20 protein-coding genes are annotated in these 25,022 nt (G+C 41.9%); 9 read left to right on the top strand and 11 right to left on the bottom strand.

Translation table 11 applies throughout. From position 1 onward, the window contains the following. Window positions 1–17: 17 nt before the first annotated feature. The 3 genes from N477_RS20165 to N477_RS20175 form a co-directional block, all read right to left on the bottom strand. A complete protein-coding gene (locus tag N477_RS20165; RefSeq protein ID WP_063361980.1) occupies window positions 18–815 on the bottom strand; it encodes a M48 family metallopeptidase in 798 nt (265 codons plus the stop codon). A 188-nt stretch (window positions 816–1,003) separates the two neighbouring features. Next, entirely contained in the window at window positions 1,004–1,612 is a 609-nt protein-coding gene (grpE, locus tag N477_RS20170) for a nucleotide exchange factor GrpE (protein ID WP_063361981.1), read from the bottom strand. Between the two features lie 58 nt (window positions 1,613–1,670). Further along, the gene (locus tag N477_RS20175) at window positions 1,671–2,615 is read right to left on the bottom strand and encodes an HrcA family transcriptional regulator (RefSeq protein ID WP_063361982.1); all 945 of its coding nucleotides are present in this window, start codon (window positions 2,613–2,615) and stop codon (window positions 1,671–1,673) included. 94 nt (window positions 2,616–2,709) lie between these two features. Here N477_RS20175 and nadK point away from each other — a divergent pair, with 94 nt between their 5' ends. The 3 genes from nadK (at window position 2,710) to recN (ending at window position 5,982) form a co-directional block, all read left to right on the top strand. Beyond that, on the top strand, window positions 2,710–3,594 hold the full coding sequence (gene nadK / locus N477_RS20180; RefSeq protein ID WP_063361983.1) for an NAD(+) kinase: 885 nt from the start codon (window positions 2,710–2,712) through the stop codon (window positions 3,592–3,594). A gap of 62 nt (window positions 3,595–3,656) precedes the next feature. After that, the gene (locus N477_RS20185; RefSeq protein WP_063361984.1) at window positions 3,657–4,244 is read left to right on the top strand and encodes a hypothetical protein; all 588 of its coding nucleotides are present in this window, start codon (window positions 3,657–3,659) and stop codon (window positions 4,242–4,244) included. A 61-nt stretch (window positions 4,245–4,305) separates the two neighbouring features. Next, on the top strand, window positions 4,306–5,982 hold the full coding sequence (recN, locus tag N477_RS20190) for a DNA repair protein RecN (RefSeq protein WP_063361985.1): 1,677 nt from the start codon (window positions 4,306–4,308) through the stop codon (window positions 5,980–5,982). 52 nt (window positions 5,983–6,034) lie between these two features. Here recN and N477_RS20195 read toward each other — a convergent pair whose 3' ends face one another. After that, entirely contained in the window at window positions 6,035–6,625 is a 591-nt protein-coding gene (locus tag N477_RS20195; RefSeq protein ID WP_063361986.1) for a cytochrome b, read from the bottom strand. Window positions 6,626–6,675: 50 nt separating this feature from the next. Between N477_RS20195 and N477_RS26620 the strand changes: the two genes are divergently transcribed. Then, complete coding sequence (locus N477_RS26620; protein ID WP_269200098.1) at window positions 6,676–6,807, top strand: hypothetical protein; 132 nt, start codon at window positions 6,676–6,678, stop codon at window positions 6,805–6,807. Window positions 6,808–6,837: 30 nt separating this feature from the next. On the opposite strand, the gene N477_RS20200 is transcribed toward N477_RS26620, so the two are convergent. From N477_RS20200 to N477_RS20210, 3 genes are all read right to left on the bottom strand, one after another. Further along, window positions 6,838–8,253: an FAD-dependent oxidoreductase gene (locus tag N477_RS20200; RefSeq protein WP_063361987.1), complete on the bottom strand. Its 1,416-nt coding sequence runs from the start codon at window positions 8,251–8,253 to the stop codon at window positions 6,838–6,840. A 10-nt stretch (window positions 8,254–8,263) separates the two neighbouring features. Then, window positions 8,264–12,721 (bottom strand): glutamate synthase large subunit, encoded by a 4,458-nt coding sequence (gene gltB / locus N477_RS20205; RefSeq protein WP_063361988.1) that lies wholly within the window; start codon window positions 12,719–12,721, stop codon window positions 8,264–8,266. Between the two features lie 440 nt (window positions 12,722–13,161). After that, on the bottom strand, window positions 13,162–13,500 hold the full coding sequence (locus tag N477_RS20210) for a Grx4 family monothiol glutaredoxin (RefSeq protein ID WP_023402222.1): 339 nt from the start codon (window positions 13,498–13,500) through the stop codon (window positions 13,162–13,164). 235 nt (window positions 13,501–13,735) lie between these two features. Here N477_RS20210 and N477_RS20215 point away from each other — a divergent pair, with 235 nt between their 5' ends. The 4 genes from N477_RS20215 (at window position 13,736) to N477_RS20230 (ending at window position 19,268) form a co-directional block, all read left to right on the top strand. Beyond that, window positions 13,736–14,317, top strand: a complete 582-nt coding sequence (locus N477_RS20215) for a Fe-Mn family superoxide dismutase (protein ID WP_063361989.1) — start codon at window positions 13,736–13,738, stop codon at window positions 14,315–14,317. A gap of 192 nt (window positions 14,318–14,509) precedes the next feature. After that, entirely contained in the window at window positions 14,510–16,432 is a 1,923-nt protein-coding gene (locus N477_RS20220) for a PrkA family serine protein kinase (protein ID WP_063361990.1), read from the top strand. A gap of 22 nt (window positions 16,433–16,454) precedes the next feature. Beyond that, window positions 16,455–17,741 (top strand): YeaH/YhbH family protein, encoded by a 1,287-nt coding sequence (locus N477_RS20225; protein ID WP_063361991.1) that lies wholly within the window; start codon window positions 16,455–16,457, stop codon window positions 17,739–17,741. An 18-nt stretch (window positions 17,742–17,759) separates the two neighbouring features. Next, window positions 17,760–19,268 carry a SpoVR family protein gene (locus N477_RS20230; protein ID WP_063361992.1) on the top strand — a complete coding sequence of 503 codons (1,509 nt, stop codon included), beginning with the start codon at window positions 17,760–17,762 and terminating at the stop codon, window positions 19,266–19,268. A gap of 341 nt (window positions 19,269–19,609) precedes the next feature. On the opposite strand, the gene N477_RS20235 is transcribed toward N477_RS20230, so the two are convergent. Both N477_RS20235 and N477_RS20240 read right to left on the bottom strand, forming a co-directional pair. After that, complete coding sequence (locus N477_RS20235; protein WP_063361993.1) at window positions 19,610–20,581, bottom strand: sensor domain-containing diguanylate cyclase; 972 nt, start codon at window positions 20,579–20,581, stop codon at window positions 19,610–19,612. Between the two features lie 4 nt (window positions 20,582–20,585). Then, the gene (locus N477_RS20240) at window positions 20,586–21,590 is read right to left on the bottom strand and encodes a response regulator (RefSeq protein WP_063361994.1); all 1,005 of its coding nucleotides are present in this window, start codon (window positions 21,588–21,590) and stop codon (window positions 20,586–20,588) included. A gap of 188 nt (window positions 21,591–21,778) precedes the next feature. On the opposite strand from N477_RS20240, the gene tpx reads away from it, so the two are divergent. Continuing rightward, on the top strand, window positions 21,779–22,366 hold the full coding sequence (tpx, locus tag N477_RS20245; RefSeq protein WP_063361995.1) for a thiol peroxidase: 588 nt from the start codon (window positions 21,779–21,781) through the stop codon (window positions 22,364–22,366). Between the two features lie 140 nt (window positions 22,367–22,506). Here tpx and htpG read toward each other — a convergent pair whose 3' ends face one another. Both htpG and N477_RS20255 read right to left on the bottom strand, forming a co-directional pair. Beyond that, window positions 22,507–24,423: a molecular chaperone HtpG gene (gene htpG, locus N477_RS20250; RefSeq protein ID WP_063361996.1), complete on the bottom strand. Its 1,917-nt coding sequence runs from the start codon at window positions 24,421–24,423 to the stop codon at window positions 22,507–22,509. 214 nt (window positions 24,424–24,637) lie between these two features. Further along, window positions 24,638–24,940: a helix-turn-helix domain-containing protein gene (locus N477_RS20255; protein ID WP_063361997.1), complete on the bottom strand. Its 303-nt coding sequence runs from the start codon at window positions 24,938–24,940 to the stop codon at window positions 24,638–24,640. Window positions 24,941–25,022: the final 82 nt, after the last annotated feature.

The raw sequence follows: 25,022 nt of genomic DNA on the forward strand, positions 1-25,022 counted from the left end.
GCTAACTCAATGGTACCTCACACACGGCATTGTGGGCTAAATCCCTTTTGCTTTGCAGCTCTATATAGGGTATTTGCCTCAGCCATTTTGCTGTTAAGCTTTTCGATACGGTTATCCGGCGATGGGTGTGTAGATAAAAACTCCATAGGCCTGTCTCCGCCTAGCTTTTCCATGTTTTGCCAAAGCTCAACGGCACCAATAGGTTTAAAACCCGCTTTAGCCATCAGGTCTAGTCCAATCACATCTGCCTCACTTTCATGTGCACGGCCAAAAGGTAAGGTTAAGCCCACTTGAGCACCTACACCAAGCCCCTGCATTATGGCGTTACGCGACTGAACGTTATTCATTTCCATCACGGTATTACTCAGTTGCAAGCCAGCCTGCACTAACCCACTTTGTGTCATTCGCTCATTGGCATGCTGCGCAATTACATGTCCTACCTCATGACCCATTACCGCTGCAAGTTGATGTTGGTCTTGCGCTACTTTTAATAAACCTGTGTGAACACCTATTTTGCCACCAGGCAGTGCAAATGCATTTGCACTGTCATCTTTGAACACCACTACTTCCCATCTTTGTTCTGCATATTTGTTAGGTAGCTGAGCGATAAGTGCATCGGCTATACATTTCACATATTGGTTCGTTTTAGGATCTGCTTCTACCGCTTGGTCTGCCTTTATTTGCTCAAAGCCTGCTGTTCCCAGTTCATTCATTTTTTGCTCTGAGTGCAGCATTATTTGGGTTCTTCCGGTCGGAGATGTTTTACAGCCAGCTAAAAACATCGCTGCAATAACACAAGCAACAACTCGTTTCATATTACTTCCTACTCATTTCTTTTACCGCTACTCTATTTATCAAATTGCATATCAACAAGACAGCGCCCTCGACCAAAATAGAATAACTCTATTGCTACTCTATTAATAATAAAGCACATTGGAGTTGAGGTGAAAAAATTCCAATAAAAAAGCCCGCTTGTGCGGGCTTCTCTAGATCAAAATGCGGTTTATTCAGCCGCTTTTGATACCATAACCATTGCAGGGCGAAGTAAACGACCATTTAAAGTATAGCCTTTTTGCATAACTGCTAATACAGTATTTGGCGCGACATCATTACTTGGCTGCATAGACATTGCTTGGTGGAATTCAGGTGAGAAAGCTTCGCCTTGCGGGTTAACTTCTTCAACGCCAAACTTACCAAGTGCATCAGAAAAGCTCTTCAGCGTCATCTCAATGCCTTCAAGAATTGATTTCGTTGCTTCGTTGTCTTTATCAGCAAATTCAATAGCGCGCTCAAGGTTATCAATCACAGGCAATAGTTCATTTGAGAACTTCTCTAGTGCAAACTTATGTGCTTTTTCAACATCCTGCGCTGCACGACGACGCATATTTTCTACATCTGCTGCAGCGCGAACTACACCATCTTTTTGGCCTTCAATCGTTTGCTTTGCAGCTTCAAGCTCAGCGTATAAACCAGCAATTTCTTCTTCAGGGCTTATTTCGCCTTGTTCAGACTGTGGCGCTTCTTCCTGTGCTTGCGCTTCAGCAGCTTGTTCTACTACTTCTTCTTGTGCAGTTTCTAGTTCCTGCTCTGGTGCTTTTGTCTGCTCAGACATGAAAGTTACTCTCCGATTCTTTACAACTGCCGTAATTATGGGGATTGATTTTTTAGTTTCAAGAGTCTTTTTGCTCTAACCGACTAAATTCATCAATTATTGCTTCAATTGGTGCCTCTGCTGGACACACGACACAAAATCGACTTTGATATTCTTGGTCCATAAAATAGGGCACACTTAAAATAACGTACCGCGATAAATTGTCCGCATCAACTTCACTGCCAAGTATGACGGATAATCCGTCACGAAAAGCCAGCTTGTCTTCTATCTGATGTAAAAAAGGCACCCCTAAACTAATTTCATTACTCTTGCCGAGTCGATTGTAGATATGCCGCTCTCCAACCACGATGCTATTATCAGTACCCAATTGCAAACTGAGTTCGCGAGTCCACTGTGTTAGTAGCGCTCGACAATCTGGCATTGCCGTATTGGCCATTGCGCGCATTCGATGCAATCCCTCTTTTAGCGTGTGCTGACTAAATACAGTATTCATCCAAAGTGCAAACTGGTAACGCATTTCATCGGAGTTGTCGGTGGGCTTGTTGATACAAATATTCTGTGATTGCCCAGCTTTATCAATAAGTAGCACTAGCCAATGCTTGCGGTCAAAATCCAACACTTCAACACGAAACACCTGTTGACTACTAACTTGAGGTAAGCCGACTACACAACACACTTGATAGTGCTGACTCAATGAGTGCGCTAAAGTGACTAAGTGTTCTTGCTCTGGCTGCCAGTAGGTAGCTATGTTATCTAGCTCAAAATATTCTTGTAGCCAATACTTTATACCAACATCTGATGGCACACGCCCCGCCGATGTATGGGGTGAAAAGAGTAATCCATAGTTTTCAAGACGTGCCATCGCATTGCGCACCGTTGCCGAGCAAATGGCCATGCCTTTCATTTTTGCAATTTTACTCGACGCGACAGGTAACCCTTCACCATTACAGTAAAGCGTCATAACCGCAGAGAAAACTTGTTTATCACGAGCACTTAATTTCATAATTCTTTATGTTGGGACGAATTTCTAAGTTTCAAGCGCTTCAAATTTAAGATAATCTTAGTGAGAGTTTTCACACCAAGGATTTGCGTTAAAAATGAGCTCTCCATTTAACACCATCGGCCTTATTGGCAAACCGAATCATGACGGCGCGGCTCAGACCTTACATCGCCTTTATACATTTTTGCAAGCACTGGGCTATGACGTTTTTGTTGAACGTCGAGCAGGCAAACAACTGGACGTTTTGCAAGATGAACAGTTGCTCGACCTTGTCGAACTTGGAGAAAAGTGCGATCTTGCCGTTGTGGTAGGTGGTGACGGTAATATGCTTGGCGCTGCGCGAGTGCTAGCTCGTTTTGATGTTGCAGTGATAGGTGTGAACCGCGGAAATCTTGGTTTTCTAACCGATTTAAATCCACATGATTTCGAACCCGCACTTGAACAAGTACTCAGTGGTAAGTTTGTTGAGGAGCATCGCTTCTTGTTAGAAGTGGAAGTATATCGCCATGCTCAGCTAAAAAGCGCCAATTTGGCCGTCAATGAAGCTGTACTCCATGCCGATAAAGTTGCGCATATGATCGAGTTTGAAGCTTTTATTGATGAGCAATTTGTTTTCTCACAGCGCTCAGATGGATTAATAGTCACCACTCCTACAGGTTCTACTGCATATTCACTATCTGGTGGTGGTCCTATTTTGACCCCAGAGCTTAATGCCGTTGCCTTGGTCCCCATGTTTCCGCATACACTATCAAGCCGACCTTTGGTCGTGGATGCGAATAAGCAAATAAAACTTAAGCTCAGCCCTGAAAATACCGCGAGTTTACAGGTCAGTTGTGACAGTCATGTAGTTTTAGCACTGCTGCCTGGAGATGAAGTGGTGATTAAAAAAGCAACACAAAAACTGAGACTTATCCATCCAACAAGCTATTCCTACTACCATGTTCTTAGAGAAAAACTAAATTGGGGCAGTAGGCTTTACTAAAGTGAATTTGTTAAGCAGAATAGGACAGATTTATTTTCTAATTTAGGGAAAAGTAAGACAACATGACTTACATAGTGTTTGTATCGATAGTGTTGCTCATCACTATCCTCGGCGTATACATGGTCATTGAAAACAATCGACAAAAAGCCCGTGACGCTGAGAAAAAAATTTTTAATGAGCGCGTAAAAGACATTACTTCTTTGTATAAGAGAAAAATAGCAGAGTATGTTGACTGTAAACTTATCAGACCCAAGCATGCGCCAAAATTTAACGCTATTGTCGGCAATTTTTTCGTAGTTCAAGCGCATAATGAAGAAAACTTGGCACGCCTAGAAAGAGTTAGTGAGCATTTATTAAGCCAAGTTGGCTCAGAGTTAAACAAATGCCGCAGCAATGACACGGTAGATTTATTAACCGAACAGCTATTTTTATTTGCTGCTGAATTGCCTTCAGCTGGTATTGCTTACAATAAAAACTTTTATACAGAAATTCTGCCAGCGCTGATATCTCGAATACAGACACCAGATTCATACGAAGCGATACAACCTGAATCAGAGCATGAAGTAGGCACTGAATCTGAAGACGTCTCTAACGATAGCAGTGAACAAGCGCCCCCTCCATCAAGACAAGCAGCTGACGCAATCAATTAAAAGTTGATTTTTTAAGAAATGCTGTATAAATTAACAGTAAAATACTGTTTGGATATACAGCATGCTTACTAGTTTGCAAATTAAAAACTTTGCCATAGTCAGTGAACTTAACATCGATTGGCGTTCCGGCATGACAGCCATTACTGGTGAAACCGGTGCGGGTAAGTCGATAGCAATTGATGCCCTATCCCTTTGTCTTGGCGAACGCGCTGATGCAAATGCGATCCGTCCTGAAAGTAGTAAAGCAGAAATTTCTGCGCAATTTGATATTCGTAAGCTGCCACAAGCACAGAAATTTCTTTCTGAGTTACTGCTCGATGATGAAGAGCAAAACTGTATTTTACGTCGCGTGATCACACGAAATGGTCGCAGTAAAAGTTTTATCAATGGCTCCTCTGTAACGGCCGCTCAGCTTAAAGAGCTGGGCCAAATCTTGATAGCCATTCACGGACAGCACGCCCACCAATTGCTGTTAAAGCCCGACCATCAGCTTGGGCTACTCGATGCGTATGCGGGCCACCATAACCTGCTAAGTGCAGTCAAAACCCAATATAACCACTATCACAAGCTGCAAAAAGAACACGCCAGCTTGTTAAAACAGCAGCATGCACAAGCAGCAAAAAAGCAACTGCTTGAATATCAAGTCGAAGAGCTCGATGAATTTGCGCTTCAAGAGGGTGAGTTTGAGCAAATTGAAGCTGAACATAACAGACTTAGCCATGCCCAAACTTTAGTGGAGAGTTCGCAACGTGAGCTAATGAGTCTGTATGAACAAGATGACCAAACAGTACTTGGCCAACTTCAACACAGTGTACAAACTTTTAGTGAGCTGAGTACGTTAGATAAATCTTTAGAAGGAATATCTCAAATGCTCAGCGAAGCGGCTGTACAATTAGAAGAAGCCTGCCGAGAGATCCGTAGCTATGGTGAAAGCGTTGAGCAAGACCCTATCCGTTTACAAGAAATCGAAGAGCGGATCACGCAAGCAATGGCGCTTTCAAGAAAACACCAAATTCAACCAGATCAGCTCGCGGCTCACCATTTTGCTTTAAAGCAAGAGCTAAATAACATCTGTTCAGATAACGCGCGTATCGACGACTTAGAGCATGAAATTGCAGAAGCATTACACGCTTACCACATTTCTGCTAGCCAGCTAAGTGAAAGCCGTGCCATTGCTGCGAGCACACTCAACACGCTGATCACAAACAGTATGCATGAATTGTCTATGGAAAATGGCCGCTTTGCTATTGAGCTCAGCAAAGAAGCAGATAGACGCCCCAATGAGCTCGGTATGGATAATATTGAGTTTTTGGTATCTACTAACCCGGGTCAACCGATGCAGGCACTCGCTAAAGTTGCTTCAGGTGGTGAATTGTCAAGAATAAGTCTAGCAATTCAAGTGATTATCGCAAATAAAGTCACTACACCTACTTTGATTTTCGATGAAGTAGATGTGGGTATCTCTGGCCCTACGGCGTCTCAGGTAGGAAAGCAATTGCGTTTATTAGGTAAATCAACACAAGTCATTTGTGTAACGCACTTGCCGCAAGTTGCCTGCAGCGGTCATCAACAATTTTTTGTGCAAAAAACAGTTGAGAATGCGCAAACTTACACCTCGATGGTATCGCTAAATGAGCAAAAACGAGTAGATGAAATAGCCCGCTTGCTCGGTGGTGACAGCGTAAGTGATACCACGCGAGCCAGTGCCAAAGAGCTACTCAGTGTGCAGGGCTGTTAAGCCGCGGTAGACAAGCAAAGAGGTATCAAGATTGATACCTCTCATGAAGTAATTAGGGTGCGCTTGAGGTCATTTTTTTAAGGGTGCGATCTTTTTTTACAAAATGGTGGAACAACGCAGCACCGGCATGCCCGACAATCAATATCCACATAAGCCATGCGCCTAAAATTTCTTTATGAATAAAATCAATCGGCTTTTCAAACTCTTTGAAAGTCAGCCCCCAACTTTCCACTACAAGATATTGAAACAGCGCTGTATCGGAAAACTTTGGTATATCGAATAAAAAGAAAAATTCAGTATGTACACCTGTGCCAATATACCCTGTTATCGGCGCAATAATCATGATTGCATAGAGGGCGTAATGTCCTAAATGTGCGGCTATATGCTCCAAGTTAGTACCCGGCTCTGGTTTTGGTGACTTATTCATTGCGCGCCACACTAATCTCAGCAGCACAATGGCCATAATGGATACGCCAAACGATAAGTGTAATTGCAATGCCGTCCAGTTCTCGGGGGTTTTGACCTCTGTAAACCACTGGCGATAATATACGCTCACATATGCTGCTAAAAATAACATAACCATGAGCCAATGGATCCACTTGGCAATACTGCCATAGTCTGTATCGCTATTTTTAAACGCCATAGATACCTCAATCATTTTGTTACTTAAGTTTAATCTTAAAGCTTATGATAATGCTAAACGCCCCCCCTTGTATTGCGGTTAATTATGGACAAAGTATTCAAAAAATAGAACGTAAGGCCAGTGGTAAGGTGTTAGCGACTCTAAAACAAAAAAGCCCCATCATTGAAATGACGGGGCTTTAAGCAAAGTACTAAGTTATCTTAAGTTTTTGGTCATACTTCAAGGTAATCTAAAATGCCTTCAGCGGCGTTTCTGCCTTCAAAAATTGCCGTTACAACCAGATCAGAGCCTCTTACTGCATCACCACCAGCGAAAATCTTGGGGTTACTCGTTTGATGTGTAAAGGCCCCCTGCTCTGGTGCAACGATCCCGCCCCAGTGATTAATTTCGACATCATACTGAGCGAGCCAATCTAGGTTGTGTGGTTTGAAACCAAACGCAAGGATGACAGCGTCTGCATCTATGATATGCTCTGAACCTGCGACTTCCTGCGCTCGTCGACGGCCATTACTGTCAGCCTCACCAAGCTCTGTTTTGACCATCTGCACACCAGTTACATTGCCCTGCTCATTTAACACGATGCCTTTAGGCTGCACATTGAATTGAAAATTAACCCCTTCCTCTTTTGCGTTTTTAACTTCACGCTTAGAGCCCGGCATATTTTCTTCATCACGACGATAGGCACATACCACTGATTTAGCTTTTTGACGCACAGAAGTTCTAACGCAGTCCATAGCAGTATCACCACCGCCCAAAACCACTACACGCTTGTCTGCCATACTAATATAAGCTTGCTGGGACTCGTCATAACCCATCACGCGGTTTGTATTACCAATTAAAAATGGTAAGGCATCATACACCTGTTTAGCATCCTCATTCTCCAGGCCTCCGCGCATATATTGATAAGTACCTACACCGACAAACACAGCGTCATATTGGGCAATTAATTCATCCATTGTCACATCTTTGCCAACTTCCGTATTTAACTTAAACTCAACGCCCATTTCAGTGAAGATCTCACGACGCTTTTCCATTACCGTTTTTTCCAGCTTAAAAGATGGAATACCAAATGTAAGCAAACCGCCGATCTCTGGGTTTCTATCGTAGACAACCGCTTTAACGCCATTTCTAACTAAAATATCAGCACAACCAAGCCCTGCTGGTCCCGCACCAATAATGGCAACCTTTTTGTCTGTCCAAGTAACATACGAAAGGTCAGGTTTCCAACCTTGGGCAAAGGCAGTATCGGTAATGTACTTTTCGATATTACCAATGGTCACCGCACCAAACTCTTCATTCAAAGTACAAGACCCTTCACAAAGTCTATCTTGTGGGCATACTCGTCCGCATACCTCGGGTAAACTATTTGTACGATGAGATAGCTCTGCGGCTTCAAAAATCCGTCCGGTGCGGATCAGCTTCAACCACTGAGGAATATAGTTGTGAACTGGACACTTCCATTCACAATATGGATTTCCGCAATCTAAGCAACGGTCAGCTTGTGAATCCACTTGCTGCCCTGAAAAAGGCTCATAAATCTCAACAAAAGAGCTCTTGCGTGTTGATATCGGTTTTTTTCTTGGGTCAACGCGCTGAACATCGATAAATTGGTAAACGTTTTCGCTCATAACTCCTCCTTTACTGCGCCTGTACTCTAAGTTCCGCACTGCTGCGCGCTCGATGTCCAAGTAAGCTCTTTACATCACTTGACTTAGGTTTCACTAACTTAAACATAGGAACATATAATTCAAAGTTAGCAAGTACTTGCTCAGCTCTATCTGAGCCTGTGCACTCCAAATGCTCAGCAATCATGCCTCTTAAATGCTCTTGATGAGAAGGCAAGTTATCTAACGTTAATACCTCTACCAATTCTGGATTAAAGCGTTTATCCATATCGTTTTCTTCGTCTAAAACGTAGGCAAAGCCACCTGTCATACCGGCACCAAAGTTCACGCCAATTTGGCCAAGCACACACACTACGCCACCTGTCATATACTCGCAGCCGTTATCGCCTAAACCCTCAACGACAGCGTGTACACCAGAATTACGTACACCGAAGCGCTCACCGACTTTTCCAGCAGCAAATAACTTTCCGCCCGTTGCACCATATAAACAGGTATTTCCAGCAATCGTCGCTTGATGAGACTTGAAACTAGAGCCAAGTGGTGGCCTAATCACTAACTTTCCACCTGCCATGCCCTTGCCAACATAATCATTTGCATCACCAACAAGGGTTAACTCCAAACCACCGGCATTCCACACACCGAATGATTGACCAGCAGTACCGTGTAGCTCAATTGCCACTGGATCTGCTGCCATTCCCTGATTTCCGTATAAGTTAGCAATATAGCCTGACAGCATCGCGCCTACTGATCGATCTGTGTTCCTAATCCGGCTGACTAGCGATGTCCCACTCTTGTCGTCGATGGCTTGCTGTGCCTTATTGAGCAAAGATTCATTTAACTCACCTCGATAGTGCGAGGTATTTTCAGCACTACAGTACAAGGTTTGATTACTTGGGTTATTCGGCTTGGCCAAAATTGGCGATAAATCCAGCTTTTGCTGCTTACTCGTCTTGCCTTCAAGTACTTCCAGCAAGTCAGTGCGACCAATTAAGTCCGTTAGTTTAGTCACACCTAAGGTAGCCATTAATTCTCGCGCTTCTTGTGCAATAAACTTGAAGTAATTCATCGCCATCTCTGGTAAGCCATGATAATGACGCTGACGCAAAGTATCATCTTGTGTTGCAACACCTGTGGCACAATTATTTAAGTGACAGATACGTAAGTACTTACAACCTAGTGCAACCATAGGACCAGTACCAAAACCAAAACTCTCTGCACCTAAAATAGCGGCTTTGATGATGTCTAAGCCCGTTTTTAATCCCCCATCAGTCTGCAAACGGATCCGGTGACGTAGACCGTTTTCTACCAGTGCCTGCTGCGTTTCTGCAAGACCTAGCTCCCACGGACAACCCGCATATTTAACCGAAGTAAGAGGACTTGCACCTGTACCACCGTCATAACCTGCGATAGTGATCAGATCAGCATACGCTTTAGCTACGCCTGTTGCGATGGTGCCGACACCTGGTTCTGATACTAACTTCACCGAGATCATCGCCTTAGGATTAACTTGCTTCAAATCAAAAATAAGCTGAGCTAAATCTTCGATGGAATAAATATCATGATGCGGGGGAGGTGAAATCAAAGTGACACCTGGTACTGAGTACCTGAGTTTTGCTATATATGGCGTGACTTTTTCACCCGGTAATTGCCCACCCTCACCTGGTTTTGCACCCTGCGCGACTTTTATCTGGATCACATCAGCACTTTGCAAATAGTGGGGGGTAACGCCAAATCGGCCTGAGGCAACTTGTTTGATGCGAGAGTTTTTCTCATTACCAAATCGTAGTTTATCCTCGCCACCTTCTCCTGAATTTGAAAAACCACCTAAACGGTTCATCGCTATTGCCAGCGCCTCGTGCGCTTCTGGAGAAAGCGCGCCAATACTCATCGCGGCAGAGTCAAATCGCTTATACAAAGCCTCTGCAGGCTCCACATCTTCAATTGAAACCGCGTTATGTGCTGGTTTTAATTTCAATAAATCTCTTAAATTAGTGACTGGACGATTATTAACAATATCTGCATATTTTAGATAGTCTTCGTATTTCCCTGACTTAACAGCTGCTTGTAATGATTGCACAACGTCAGGATTGTAAGCATGGTATTCGCCACCGTGGACAAATTTAAGTAACCCACCATGACTTAATAGTTTACGTTTACTAAACGCCAATTGGTTTAATAGTTTGCTCTCAGCTTCAAAATCACTAAAGTCTGCGCCTTTTATACGGCTTACCACTCCCTTAAAGCACAGATCCACAACATCATCAGCAAGACCCACAGCTTCAAACAACATAGAGCAACGATATGACGCAATGGTGCTAATACCCATTTTCGACATGATTTTATACAGGCCTTTGTTTATAGCGTTGCGATAAGCAAGTGTCACATCTCGATATGATTTTTTAATCACACCTTTGTCACATAGAGAAACGAGCGTTTCGTAGGCCAAGTAAGGGTAAATTGCTGTGGCACCAAAACCGAGTAGTACAGCAAATTGATGCGGATCACGCGCACTACCCGTCTCTACAATAATGTTAGAGTCGCAGCGCAGGTTTTCATTCACTAAACGCTGTTGAATGGCACCTACCGCCATAGCCGCGGGTATTGGCAACTGGCCTTTAGCAATATCTCTGTCGCTCACCACAATCATCACACAGCCACTGGCAGCTTTTTGATGAGCCTCATCACACACTCGCACAATGGCATTTTGCAAGCCTTCATCTGGTGCATAATTAAGATTTACTTTGCCAACTTGATAGTGAGCGTCATCTGCTTCAGTTAGTTGCTTGATATCTGAATACGTCAATATGGGTGAATCAAACTGCAATCGCTTCGCATGACCTGTGGTCTCATTAAATACGTTTTGCTCACGACCGATGCATGTTGCCAATGACATCACGTGATTTTCACGTAATGGATCAATTGGCGGGTTAGTTACTTGCGCAAACTTTTGTCTAAAATAATCATAAATTGAGCGAGTCCCTTGCGAGAGCACAGCAAATGGCGTGTCATCTCCCATTGAACCAGTAGCCTCTTGACCATTCGCACCCATTACGCTTATCACTTGTTCGACTTCTTCATTACTGTAACCAAATTGCTTTTGATAGGTCAGTAATGTTTCCTCAGAAAAGTCTCTTTGCCCAGCATCTTTCTCATCGAGCTGCTCAAATGGTGTTAAGCGCTGAACATTTTGTTCGAGCCAAGCTCTGTATGGATGTCTTGCTTTAAGATCTTGATCAATTTCTGAAGATTGCCAAATTTTACCATGAAGCGTATCAACAACCAGCAGCTCACCAGGCCCTACTCGACCTTTTTCAACCACCTCATCAGCTTCATAGTCCCAGATCCCAATCTCTGACGCGACTGTGATAAAACCATCTTGTGTAATCACATAGCGCGCAGGACGCAAACCATTTCTGTCAAGATTACATGCGGCGAAGCGGCCATCTGACATCACGATACCTGCAGGTCCATCCCAAGGTTCCATGTGCATTGAATTAAAATCATAAAATGCACGAAGGTCATCATCCATGGCGCGATTTTTTTGCCAAGCAGGCGGCACTAACATACGCATAGCACGGAAAATATCCATTCCACCCGCTAAAAATAGCTCTAAAATATTATCTAAGCTGGATGAATCAGAACCGGCTTCATTGACAAAGGGCGCAGCCAGTTGCAGATCTGGTAATAGAGGCGATGAGAATTTATACGCGCGAGCACGTGCCCACTGCCGGTTACCCATGATGGTGTTAATCTCACCATTATGTGCCAAATAACGAAATGGTTGTGCTAGTGGCCACTTAGGCTGAGTATTTGTTGAAAATCGTTGGTGAAAAACACATATGGCACTGGTCATACGCAGATCTGCCAAATCTAAATAGAAGTTTGGTAAATCCGCGGGCATCATCAGCCCTTTATACACAGTGACAAGGCCAGAAAGACTCGCAATATAAAACTGCTCATCCGATGTAATGCGCTTTTCAATTCGCCGCCTTGCAACATATAAGCGGCGCTCTAAATCTTTTGGTCGCCAGCCTTCAGGCGCACTGACAAACACTTGTTCAAATTGCGGTAATTGTGACTTAGCAATTGGTCCCAACATATCAGGTTGAGTAGGCACCACTCGCCAACCGACTATACTCAGCGTTTCTTTTTCTAATTCTTCATTAATAATGCGTTTAGCAGACTGTGCCAACGCATCATCAGCATTTAGGAAAACCATACCAACTGCATAGTTTTTGCCTAACCGCCATTCATTTTCGGCTGCTATAGCGCGAAAAAAGCTATCTGGCTTTTGCAACAGTAAACCGCAACCATCACCTGTTTTACCATCTGCAGCTATCCCACCTCGGTGCTGCATACGATCAAGACCCGTGATCGCTGTACGTATTAATTTATGGCTTGCTTGGCCTTGTGTATGTGCAATCAGACCAAACCCGCAGTTATCTTTTTCTAATGCCGAGTCGTATAACATAGACCCCTCCCCTTGCTACACCTGCCAGCTTGAATGACTTCGACGATTTACTGGCAGATATTCAAAATTAGCGCTGAAATCAAAGTGAGTCAACAAGATATCGAATAAATATTCACTACGTTGAATATTTTTCAACGACCCCATAACGTAACCAAAATTTAATATAATGCACTAAACGGGCTTTTTTAGTTCCTCAAAAAGAATTGACACCGGTATCAAATGTTAAACTTTTGATTTAAAGGAAAGAAAAAAGAACAGTTTACGTAAACGTAAAGAAACCCGGTAATGAATAAATATTCACTAAAGCAATATTTGATATTTCTTCAACATATATAGGGAGGTAAACACGGGTTGATTGAGTTTAGAGAGTGGAAAGTAAATACTACGGACACAAAAAAGCCCGAAATAAATTCGGGCTCTTCAGAATTATAGCGGCATGATTACTCTGCGGCTTCTTCTTTATATTTAGCAGCTGTCTCAGTGATCAGTGGTTGAAGTTCGCCTTTTTGGAACATTTCAATGATGATGTCACAGCCACCGATTAACTCGCCTTCTACCCAAAGCTGTGGGAATGTTGGCCAGTTTGCGTAATGTGGTAACTCTGCACGGATATCTGGGTTTAAAAGGATATCTACATACGCAAATTGCTCTCCACATGCCATCAACGCCTGTGAAGCTTGAGAAGAAAAACCACAGTTAGGTAACTTAGGAGATCCCTTCATATATAGAAGAATTGGGTTTTCTGCAATTTGCTGTTTGATCTTATCAATGGTTTCCATATATACCTCAAATGACGATATTAACTGTTCGCATGCAACATTTTGCTCAAAATTAACGCATACGAAAAATTCACACTACAAGTCTTGGCCTCGGGCATTGCTGTTTACCAAAACTTGAGTAAAATACTCAGGAATTATAGTATCACTATATAGCACTAAAACGTACTTAAAAGTGCCCTAGCAATGGCATCTTTTTTAACTGTTTAGAGTATCCAACATAAAAATGGAGATTAAAATGGCTTTTGAACTACCGTCACTTCCTTATGCTATCGATGCATTAGAGCCACATATTTCTAAAGAAACTTTAGAATTCCACCATGGCAAACACCACAACACTTACGTTGTTAAGCTGAATGGCCTAGTAGAAGGTACTGACTTTGCAAACAAAACTCTAGAAGAAGTTATTGTTAGCTCTGAAGGCGGCGTTTTTAATAATGCAGCACAAATCTGGAACCACACTTTCTACTGGCACAGCCTTGCACCAAATGGTGGTGGCGAAGCTAAAGGTAAAGTAGCAGAACTGATTGACGCAAAATGGGGCTCATTTGCGGCATTCCAAGACGCTTTCAACGACAAAGCAGTAAATAACTTCGGCTCAAGCTGGACTTGGTTAGTTCAACTAGCTGATGGTTCTTTGGACATCATTAATACATCAAATGCAGAAACTCCGTTGACACAAGATGGTGTAACACCACTTATTACTGTTGACCTTTGGGAGCATGCTTACTATATCGATTACCGCAATGTTCGCCCAGAGTACCTAAAAGGTTTCTGGTCACTTGTAAACTGGGATTTTGCTAACCAAAATCTAGCTTAATTACAACAGTATAACTGTACCAATTTAAGCAATAAACAAGGCGCGTAAGCGCCTTTTTTACCCCTCATCAAAAACCTCTATCACATTAAATTCTCATATTTTTTAAGCAAATATCCCAGAACCTGACTAAGCTTTAAGTACGCCTAGCATTTTAGCCCACGCATTTTATTTAACAGGTTATTGGAGTTTGATATGACAATATTTGAGCATTACCAATCCCGATACGAAGCAGCAAAAGAAGAAGAATTCACAATTGCTGAATTTCTTGAGATCTGTAAAGAGGATAAGGCAGCTTACGCCAGTGCGCCTGAACGGTTGCTCATGGCGATCGGTGAGCCAGAAATGATCGACACGTCAACAGATGCAAGACTGAGTCGACTCTTTTCAAACCGTGTGATAGCACGTTATCCCGCTTTTAACGAATTTTATGGCATGGAGGATGCCATTGAACAAATCGTTTCATACTTAAAACACGCCGCTCAAGGCTTAGAAGAGTGCAAACAAGTGTTGTATTTGCTCGGGCCCGTCGGTGGTGGTAAATCATCTATCGCTGAAAAGCTAAAGTATTTAATGCAACAGGTGCCTGTTTACGCAATTAAAGATTCACCTGTTAACGATCATCCCTTGAGCTTATTCAACCCTCAAGAGGATGGTGAGTTACTAGAAAAAGAATACGGCATTTCGAAACGTTACCTTAAAACGGTCATGTCTCCTTGGGCTACCAAGCGGTTACACGAATACAACGGCGACATCAGTAAGTTCAAAGTTGTCAAGCGTTATCCTTCAATACTTGACCAAGTTGCGATTGCCAAAACAGAACCAGGTGATGAAAATAATCAGGATATTTCTGCATTGGTAGGTAAAGTGGACATCCGCAAGCTTGAACATTTTGCCCAAAATGATCCAGATGCTTATGCCTATTCTGGGGCGCTATGTTTAGCCAACCAAGGCCTAATGGAATTTGTTGAGATGTTCAAAGCACCTATCAAAGTGCTACACCCACTATTAACTGCAACACAAGAAGGTAACTACAACGGTACTGAGGGCATATCCGCATTACCATTTAATGGCATTATTCTCGCGCACTCTAACGAATCTGAGTGGCAGACCTTTAAAAATAACAAAAACAATGAAGCATTTTTAGACAGGGTATTTATCGTAAAAGTACCTTATTGTCTGAGAGTGTCTGAAGAAGTGAAGATTTATAAAAAACTGCTTGAAAACAGTGAACTTAAAGAAGCTCAGTGCGCCCCAGGCACATTAGAAACGCTGGCTAAGTTTTCATCATTGTCACGCATTAAAGAGCCAGAAAACTCTAGTATTTACTCAAAAATGCGCGTCTACGATGGCGAGAGCTTAAAAGATACCGATCCGAAAGCGAAGTCTTATCAAGAATATCGTGACTATGCAGGTGTTGATGAAGGTATGAATGGCCTCTCTACACGCTTTGCATTTAAGATTTTATCTCGCGTGTTTAACTTTGATCACGCAGAAGTCGCCGCCAACCCAGTGCATTTATTCTATGTGCTAGAGCAGCAGATTGAGCGAGAACAATTTAGCGCAGAAGTACAAGAGCGATATTTGAGTCACCTTAAAGGCTACTTAATCCCGCAATACGTTGAGTTTATTGGGAAAGAATTGCAAACCGCATATCTTGAGTCATATTCTGAGTATGGCCAAAATATTTTTGACCGCTATGTCACATATGCAGACTTTTGGATCCAAGACCAAGAATACCGGGACCCTGATACTGGTCAACTTTTCGATAGAGCAGCTCTTAACGCAGAACTTGAGAAAATTGAAAAACCGGCAGGTATTTCAAATCCGAAAGACTTCCGAAATGAAATCGTCAACTTTGTCCTAAGAGCACGAGCACACCATAATGGCGATAACCCTGTATGGACGAGCTACGAAAAACTTAGAACAGTCATTGAGAAGAAAATGTTCTCAAACACAGAGGACTTGCTGCCTGTTATTTCCTTCAATGCCAAAACATCGGCAGAAGATCAGAAAAAGCATGAGGACTTTGTTAACCGGATGATGGAGAAAGGATACACCCAGAAGCAAGTACGTTTGCTTTCTGAATGGTATTTAAGAGTTCGGAAGTCACAGTAATCTAGCGATTGGAGGGTGGTCAATGGCACATTTCATCGATCGAAGATTGAACGGTAAAAATAAAAGTACGCCAAATAGGCAACGCTTCATTAGACGCTATAAAAAGCAAATTAAAGAAGCAGTGTCAGATGCTATTAATAAACGTAGTGTGACAGATATTAGTAGCGGCGAGAGTATATCGATACCGCAACGTGATATTAGTGAACCTGTGTTCCATCAAGGTAAAGGTGGAAACCGTGAGCATATACACCCTGGTAACGATCAGTTTAGTACTGGCGACAAGATACAGCGCCCTCCCTCCGGCCAAGGGGGAGGTGCTGGAGAGGGCAATGCCAGTGATCAAGGTGAGGGACAAGATGATTTTGTCTTTTCAATTTCTAAAGATGAATATCTTGACCTGTTATTTGAAGATTTGGAGTTACCCAACTTACAAAAGAGTCAGCTTGATAAACTGGTACAAATGAAAACGCACAGAGCTGGGTTTTGCAACGATGGCATGCCCAGTAATCTAGATATTGTTCGCTCGTTAAAAGGCTCTATCGCAAGACGAATAGCGATGACAGCCAGTAAGCGTAACAAGCTAAAGGAGCTCGAAAAAGAGCTTGAAGCATTATTGGCTGAGCCGGTGCCACCACAGCATAAAATAGAGACGCTTGAAGCAGAGATAGAGACCTTGAGAAGGCGCATTGCCGCTGTGCCATTCATAGATAATTACGATCTCAGATTTAGAAACTATGAAAAACGTCCACATCCCACCAGCAAAGCCGTTATGTTTTGTTTGATGGATGTATCAGGCTCAATGGACCAAGCAACTAAAGACATGGCAAAGCGTTTTTATATTTTGCTTTATCAGTTCTTGACTCGAACCTACAAAGACATTGAGGTTGTGTATATTCGTCACCATACACAAGCAAAAGAAGTGGACGAGCAAGAGTTCTTTTACTCTCAGGAAACAGGCGGCACCATAGTATCCAGCGCATTAAAATTAATGGATGAAATCGTCGCTGAGAGGTATTCCCAAGGTGATTGGAACATTTATGCAGCACAAGCATCTGATGGGGACAATTGGGCAGATGACTCTCCTCACTGTACTGATATTCTTGCAAATAAGCTCCTTAAAGTAGTGCGTTATTACGCCTACATCGAGATAACAACAAGAGCACATCAGAGCCTTTGGAGAGAGTATCAAGGGTTATCTGCAGCCTACAACAATTTTGCTATGCAGCACATACGCTCCGTGGAAGATATCTACCCTATCTTTAGAGAGCTCTTTAAAAAGAACCGCCAAAAACAGCAAGGTGCAGCATAAACAGGAGGGGAAGCGCTAATGACCTATAACCCTTTGAATGATGGTCCAGATTGGACTTTTGAAAGATTGGAAGTATATCAAGCCGAGATTGCTCGTGTTGCAGAGCACTATCGACTTGATACCTACCCTAATCAAATCGAAGTAATTACTGCGGAGCAGATGATGGATGCCTACTCCAGCGTAGGTATGCCAATCGGTTACGCACATTGGTCTTATGGCAAAAAGTTCATTCAAACTGAGCAAAATTACAAGCGTGGCCAAATGGGGCTTGCGTATGAAATTGTCATTAATTCCGATCCCTGTATCGCATATTTGATGGAAGAAAACACCATGCCAATGCAGGCATTGGTGATGGCGCATGCTTGCTATGGCCACAACTCTTTTTTCAAAGGCAACTATCTATTTAAAACTTGGACTGATGCCTCTTCAATAATTGACTATTTAGTATTTGCCAAAAACTACGTCGCAGAGTGTGAGCAAAAGTATGGCATTGAGGAAGTCGAAAATTTACTAGATTCATGTCATGCATTAATGAATTATGGTGTTGATAGGTACAAACGCCCACAGCAGATTTCTTTGTTTGAAGAGCAAAAGCGGCAAAAAGAACGTGAAGATTATCTGCAATCCCAGGTTAATGAGCTATGGAAAACAATTCCAAAAAGCAAGCAAGAGGATACCGAAGATTTACCTCAGTTCCCCTCTGAGCCTCAAGAAAATATACTGTACTTCATAGAGAAAAATGCACCTTTACTTGAATCTTGGCAGCGAGAGATCATTAGGATCGTAAGAAAGATCTCACAATACTTTTACCCACAAAGACAAACGCAAGTCATGAATGAAGGCTGGGCTACTTTTTGGCATTACACCATTCTTAACCATTTATATGACGAAGGTAAGTTAAGTGATGCGTTTATGTTGGAGTTTTTGCAAAGCCACACCAATGTCGTCTATCAACCGCCCTACAATAGTAAGTTTTATTCGGGTATAAACCCTTATGCACTTGGCTTCAATATGATGGTTGACATCAGACGCATTTGCGAAAATCCAACTGCAGAAGACAAAGAGTGGTTTCCTGAATTTGCAGGTAAAGACTGGCTAGACACACTTCATTTTGCGATGGAAAACTTTAAAGACGAAAGTTTCGTTAGCCAGTTTTTATCACCGAAAATCATTCGTGACTTCAAATTATTTACGATATTGGACAAAGAGTCATCTCCTCACTTAGAGGTGAGGGCAATCCATGATGAGCCTGGCTATCAGAAAGTAAGAAATAGTCTATCTGCGCATTATAACCTCAGTAATAACGAGCCGAATATTCAAGTGTACAAAGTAGATGTTCGCGGCGACAGGTCTTTAACGTTAAGATATGTCCCTCAAGATAAAATCCCGTTAGCAGAATCGAAAATAGAAGTGCTCAAGCACCTATATAGACTCTGGGGCTTTGAGGTTAGGCTTGAACAAGTAGAAGATGATGGCAGTATTAATACGCTTGGTCAATGCCCACCAGCAAGCACTGACAGCGATTAAATCAAAACGGGCTTACGATACAGATTATTCAATACAACTGTATTGTAAGTCCACTTACAACAAGCTTATAAAGCACTTCTCTAAAAACTCCCCATATGATGCCATTCATATAGTCGTGTACAGCCCCCCAAAAAGCAGCGCTAAACTTAAAACTTTTAAAGATGTTAGATGAGGGTCGCCTTAGAGGATAGCTTCCTTGTAAGCAAAAAATAAAGTAAGGACAGAGTGAGTATCATACCTATGAATATAGGAAGTTTATCGACCGTCGTAGCTCTTTGGAATAAAAACTACGACGCAAGCTCGTTAAATATTAACTGAGATATGATGTTTAAAATATTTAACTACTGTGACATGCTCGGGTCATACACGGTGACTTTATTTCTACCAGTCTCCTTTGACTGATACAATGCAATATCCGTTGCTTCAATCCATTGCTCATGCTTTTCAAAAGCCTCATCATAACAAGCAATACCCAAGCTCACAGTCAACTTAATTTCTTTACTATCATAATAAATGACAGAGTTTTCTATCATGCTACGAAGTCGCTCTGCAAAAATCAATGCGCCATCAGCATCAGTATCGACAAGTGTCACCGCAAATTCCTCGCCGCCATACCTACCAGCAACATCTGTTTCACGTAATGTCTTTTTCAACAGATCAGAAATATGCCGTATCGCCTCATCACCGCCACTGTGACCGTATGCATCGTTAATTTTTTTAAAAAAGTCGATATCAAACATAAGCAGACAGCTTGTGCCGTGATTACGCTTTAAACGCTTGAATTCAGTTCTTGAGCACTCTTCCCAATATCCTCGATTGGATAACTTCGTCAGAGCATCTGTACGGCTCATCTCTTCTAATGTCTTATTTGCTTTTTCTAACTCAAGCTTATTCATCGCTTCGTCAGTAACATCGTACAGAATCACGCAAATATGCCCCACTTCCCCTGTCAAAGTAGTAAGAGGGATAAATGTCGCATTTTGATACATATACTCGGCTTTGCCTGTTATTGGCCGATAATTTTTAAACTTGAAGATATAAGGTTGCTGCTCCCAAATAGTAAATGAGCGGTTTTTCAGCACAAATACAGGCTCGGCTTTTCCGCGAAACCAAGACTCATCAATACTGGGAAATAAATCAAAGACATCTTTGTCTTTTACAGCACTGGGCAATAGACCAGAGTGGTTTTCCATAAAGCCGTTCCAAACACACACTCGATAGTCTCTGTCTAAAACAACTAACCCAACATCTACCGTGTTAAACATATCCATTAACCAATGGATTTCATTCATATCAAAATCAGATGCAGGCATAATTCTAATCTTCTAATAAGTATGCGACTTTGTATCTCAACGTCTTCAGAGAGTCTTCTGTGAACAACAACATCAAATCGCAGTTAATATTATGGTGTTCAATTCCGTAGCTAATTTCTATTGCCAATGTCCTCTGCCACCTTGATTTGTTGGCTTTAACCAACTCAGATACTTCACAGTGCTGACCAAGAACAACGGGGTGCCCTTGGCTAAAAGGCATGTCTAATTGCTTAGATAATCCCGTCAGAATGGCACCGATCAAGATATTACTAATATCCATTAGTAATTCCAGCTCAACTTTCTGGTTTAACTTCCCGTCATATTTCATCAAAGATGCAATTTCTTTGAAACTAGAGTCATTTAACAGCAGCAGTGCCTCTCCTGAAACTCCTCCGCCAATAAACCCTTGGCAAACGCCGGATGTAGAAGCGTTGGCATCTATGGCTTGCAATGCCATGTGCAGTTCATTGACCTCAAGAACGTTTACATTAGGTATTGGCAGTTCAACAAACACATTAAGTAATCTTGCAAGTAAATCACCAGCCTGCCCCATCGCGACATTCGCAATTTCTTGGTAAATGTCACGCAACTCAGGCTCAACTTGCTCGCCTAGTTTATGTACTAAACTTTCTCGGATCGCCTTATCTTTAATACCATGCTGTGTGATTATTTCTTCCAACTTTTTAGCATCGCAAGGCTTTCTAATAAAGTCTATGGCACCGAGTTCCATGACTCGCTGATGGGCGTTAGGTTGAATATCTCCGGATACCACAACAGTCAATACATTTAAATCTTGCTCTTGAATTGCTTGCAGTACTTCATACCCGTCCATATGTGGCATATTGAGGTCTAAAAATAATATTTCAGGCGAGATTTGTTTAATCTTTTCAATACAATCCAATCCATGTTCTGCAAATTCTACTTTGATGTCCCAATCGTCAGGTAAAGAACGCGCGAGCTGCCTTCTTGCAAGTTTGGAATCATCACAGATTAGGACAGGTGTAGACATAAAAGCTCTCTATCTATTGGGTGCACTACCCAAAATTCTAATTATAGTTATCAAACAGCAGTGTTCAGATTAAATATGTTAATCAATGCATGATTAATTTACAATCCAAATTACTACCAAAGCTTGGTTATATAAAATCAGTATAATACACTGTCGTGAATTGCGAAAAATTTAAAAAGGAATACGTTATGCGTAAAGTCCCCTTTATTACTACAACCATATTCGCACTGAGCTGCTTTTCTGCCAGTGCATCCCTTGATGAGAACCAACTTGATAAGGGTAAGGTCACCGCTGGCGGCAAACCTGTAACCTTGCTTGGTTCTGGTGTAGAAATTGGTGATCAAGCGCCTAATTTTAAAGTCGTCAATGCTGACTTTACGCCAGTTGCGCTTTCTCAATTTGAAGGACAAGCCGTATTAATCAGTGTAGTACCAAGCTTAGATACTGGCATTTGCAGTCTACAAACTAAGTACTTTAATGAAAAAGTTGCAAGTGACTATCCAAATATTGCAATGCTCACAATAAGCACCGATTTGCCTTTTGCTCAAAAACGCTTTTGTAAGCAAGAAGGTGTCGATAAAGTCCAAACGCTTTCTGATGCTGTATGGCGCAACTTCGGGGAGCAATATGGTCTATTGATTAAAGATATGGGCTTATTAAGCAGAGCCGTATTTATCCTCGATAAAAAGCACAAAGTAAAATACAAGCAACTGATCAGTAATCTCGCTTCTGAACCAAATTACGAAGAAGTGATAGACACGTTGAAAGCACTCTAGTTCAAGCGTTTTAAATGCAAAATAAAAGAGCCAGCAAATGCTGGCTCTTTTATTTTGATCTATTGGGGCTAACTAGCCCCTGTAATTTAAAAGCACTATTTCAACTAAAATCATGCTTTAAACAATCATCTCTTTGTCTGCTATTTACTAAGATCTAGCATTAATTTGTTCAAGCGCGTTACAAACCCAACCGGATCTTTTAGGCTGCCACGCTCTGCAAGCAGTGCTTGGTCAAGAAGTACTTCAGACCACTGTGCAAATTTATCTTCATCTTGCTCATCATTCAAATGCTTAACCAATTGATGTTCTGGGTTAAGTTCGAAGATAGGCTTGCTCTCTGGAGCAGATTGACCGATTGATTCCATTAACTTCTGCATCTGAGAACTCATATCATGATCATCGACAACCACACACGCTGGAGAGTCTGTCAGACGATGTGTAAATCGAACTTCTTTTACTTTATCACCTAGTGACTCAGTAATACGCTCAACAAGACCCGCAACTTCTTTTTCACTCTCCTCTTGCGCTTTTTTAGATTCTTCATCTTCTAGGTTACCTAAATCTAAATCACCGCGTGTGATAGACTGGAATTGCTTTCCATCAAACTCTGTCAAGTGTCCCATCATCCATTCATCAACACGATCTGACATAAGAAGAACTTCAATGCCTTTCTTACGGAAGATCTCAAGATGCGGAGAGCTCTTAGCAGTAGCAAAGCTATCTGCAACAACATAATAGATCTTATCTTGACCTTCTTGCATACGTTCAATGTACTGCGCTAAAGATACATTTTGTGTACTCTCATCCGTATGTGTTGAACTAAAGCGAAGTAATTTTGCAATAGCCTCTTTGTTTGCTGCATCTTCAGCTGGGCCTTCTTTGATAACCTGACCAAACTCATTCCAGAAGGTCTGATATTCATCAACTTTGTTCTTGCCCATTCTGTCTAGCATTTTAAGCACACGAGATGTACAGCCTTTGCGGATAGCTTGGGTGATCTTATTGTCCTGTAAAATTTCACGAGATACATTAAGCGGTAAATCGTTAGAATCAAGCAGACCTTTTACAAATCTTAAGTAACTTGGCATGAACTGCTCAGCGTCATCCATAATAAAGACACGCTGAACATACAATTTTAGACCTGTTTGACGATCTCTATTCCAAAGATCAAAAGGCGCTTTTTTAGGGATGTAAAGTAAGCTTGTGTACTCAGTCTTACCTTCTACTTTATTGTGAGCCCAAGTTAAAGGCTCTTCCCAGTCATGACCAACGTGTTTATAAAACTCTTTGTATTCTTCTTCAGATACTTCTGACTTGTCACGCGTCCAAAGTGCTGTCGCTTTGTTAATCGCTTCCCACTCACCTGGTTGCGCTTCAATTTTTTCACCGTCAGGACCTTCTGACTCAGGTACTGGCGCTTTAAACATTTCAACAGGAATAGAAATATGGTCTGAGTACTTAGTAATGATTGAACGCAAGCGGAATTCATCTAAGAACTCACTTTCATCCTCACGAAGGTGCAAAACAATTTCAGTACCACGCTCGGCTTTTTCAATTTCGACTAAGCTGTACTCACCTTCACCTTTAGATTGCCATTCAATCGCAGACTGCTCTCCAGCTTTTCGAGTACGGACAGTAACCTCATCGGCAACAATAAACGCAGAGTAAAAGCCAACACCAAATTGACCAATTAACTGAGAATCTTTAGCTTGATCGCCTGTTAAATTTTGGAAAAACTCAGCTGTGCCTGATTTAGCAATTGTACCTAAAGAATTGATCACTTCATCACGAGTCATACCGATACCATTATCAGAAATGGTAACCGTATTAGCATCTTTATCAGCACTAACTCTTACTTTTAGTTCAGCATCCCCTTCATACAAATCGCCATTTTGCAGGGCCAAATAACGCAACTTATCAGCCGCATCAGAGGCATTAGACACTAACTCACGTAAAAATATCTCTTTATTAGAGTATAAAGAGTGGATCATAAGGTTTAATAGTTTACCTACATCTGTTCCAAACTGATGATTTTCTTTATTTTTAATATCAGACATCGACTATATCCTAATCTATTTAGTACCCAGGTCTAAACCTGTTAATCGTAATATGAAAAGATATATTGTGCTGTGACGTTATATTTCAAGGGGCTGGAGTAGATTTTTTTTAGATTACTTTTTTTGTAAAGAACAGGCAGGAGCACCCGCTTTATGGTACTGCACTTACTGGCAGAGAAGTACAGTACACAACTACATATTGAGTCAGGGGAGTTTAAGCGCTTCTCTTATCTTCAAATGTATTACTCTGAACATCACATTGGTCAAGTAACATTAAGAAATTAGGCTTACCGAACAGCATCATAACATCTAAAAGCTGGGAGGCTGACAGCTCAGTTTTACCAGATTCCCAATTAGAAATGGTTGCCTGATCGACAGGTGTTACTAAACTTTTTCCCAATTGTGCTTGAGTTAGGTTCATGTCTTGACGCATTCTGCGTATCGTCATCTGGATGTAGCGCTTTGCATCTTGTGTCTGAGCTCTGCGAGAGCGTTCATTTCTAGAGATTATACTCATAACATATCCGTATTATTACATCACCATACTGACAAGCTACTTAACAATACTTGCTTTTTTGCAAGTTTGGTAGAAGTACGCA

The sequence above is a fragment of the Pseudoalteromonas luteoviolacea H33-S genome (assembly GCF_001625695.1).
In the GTDB taxonomy this organism is placed as follows: domain Bacteria; phylum Pseudomonadota; class Gammaproteobacteria; order Enterobacterales; family Alteromonadaceae; genus Pseudoalteromonas; species Pseudoalteromonas luteoviolacea_B.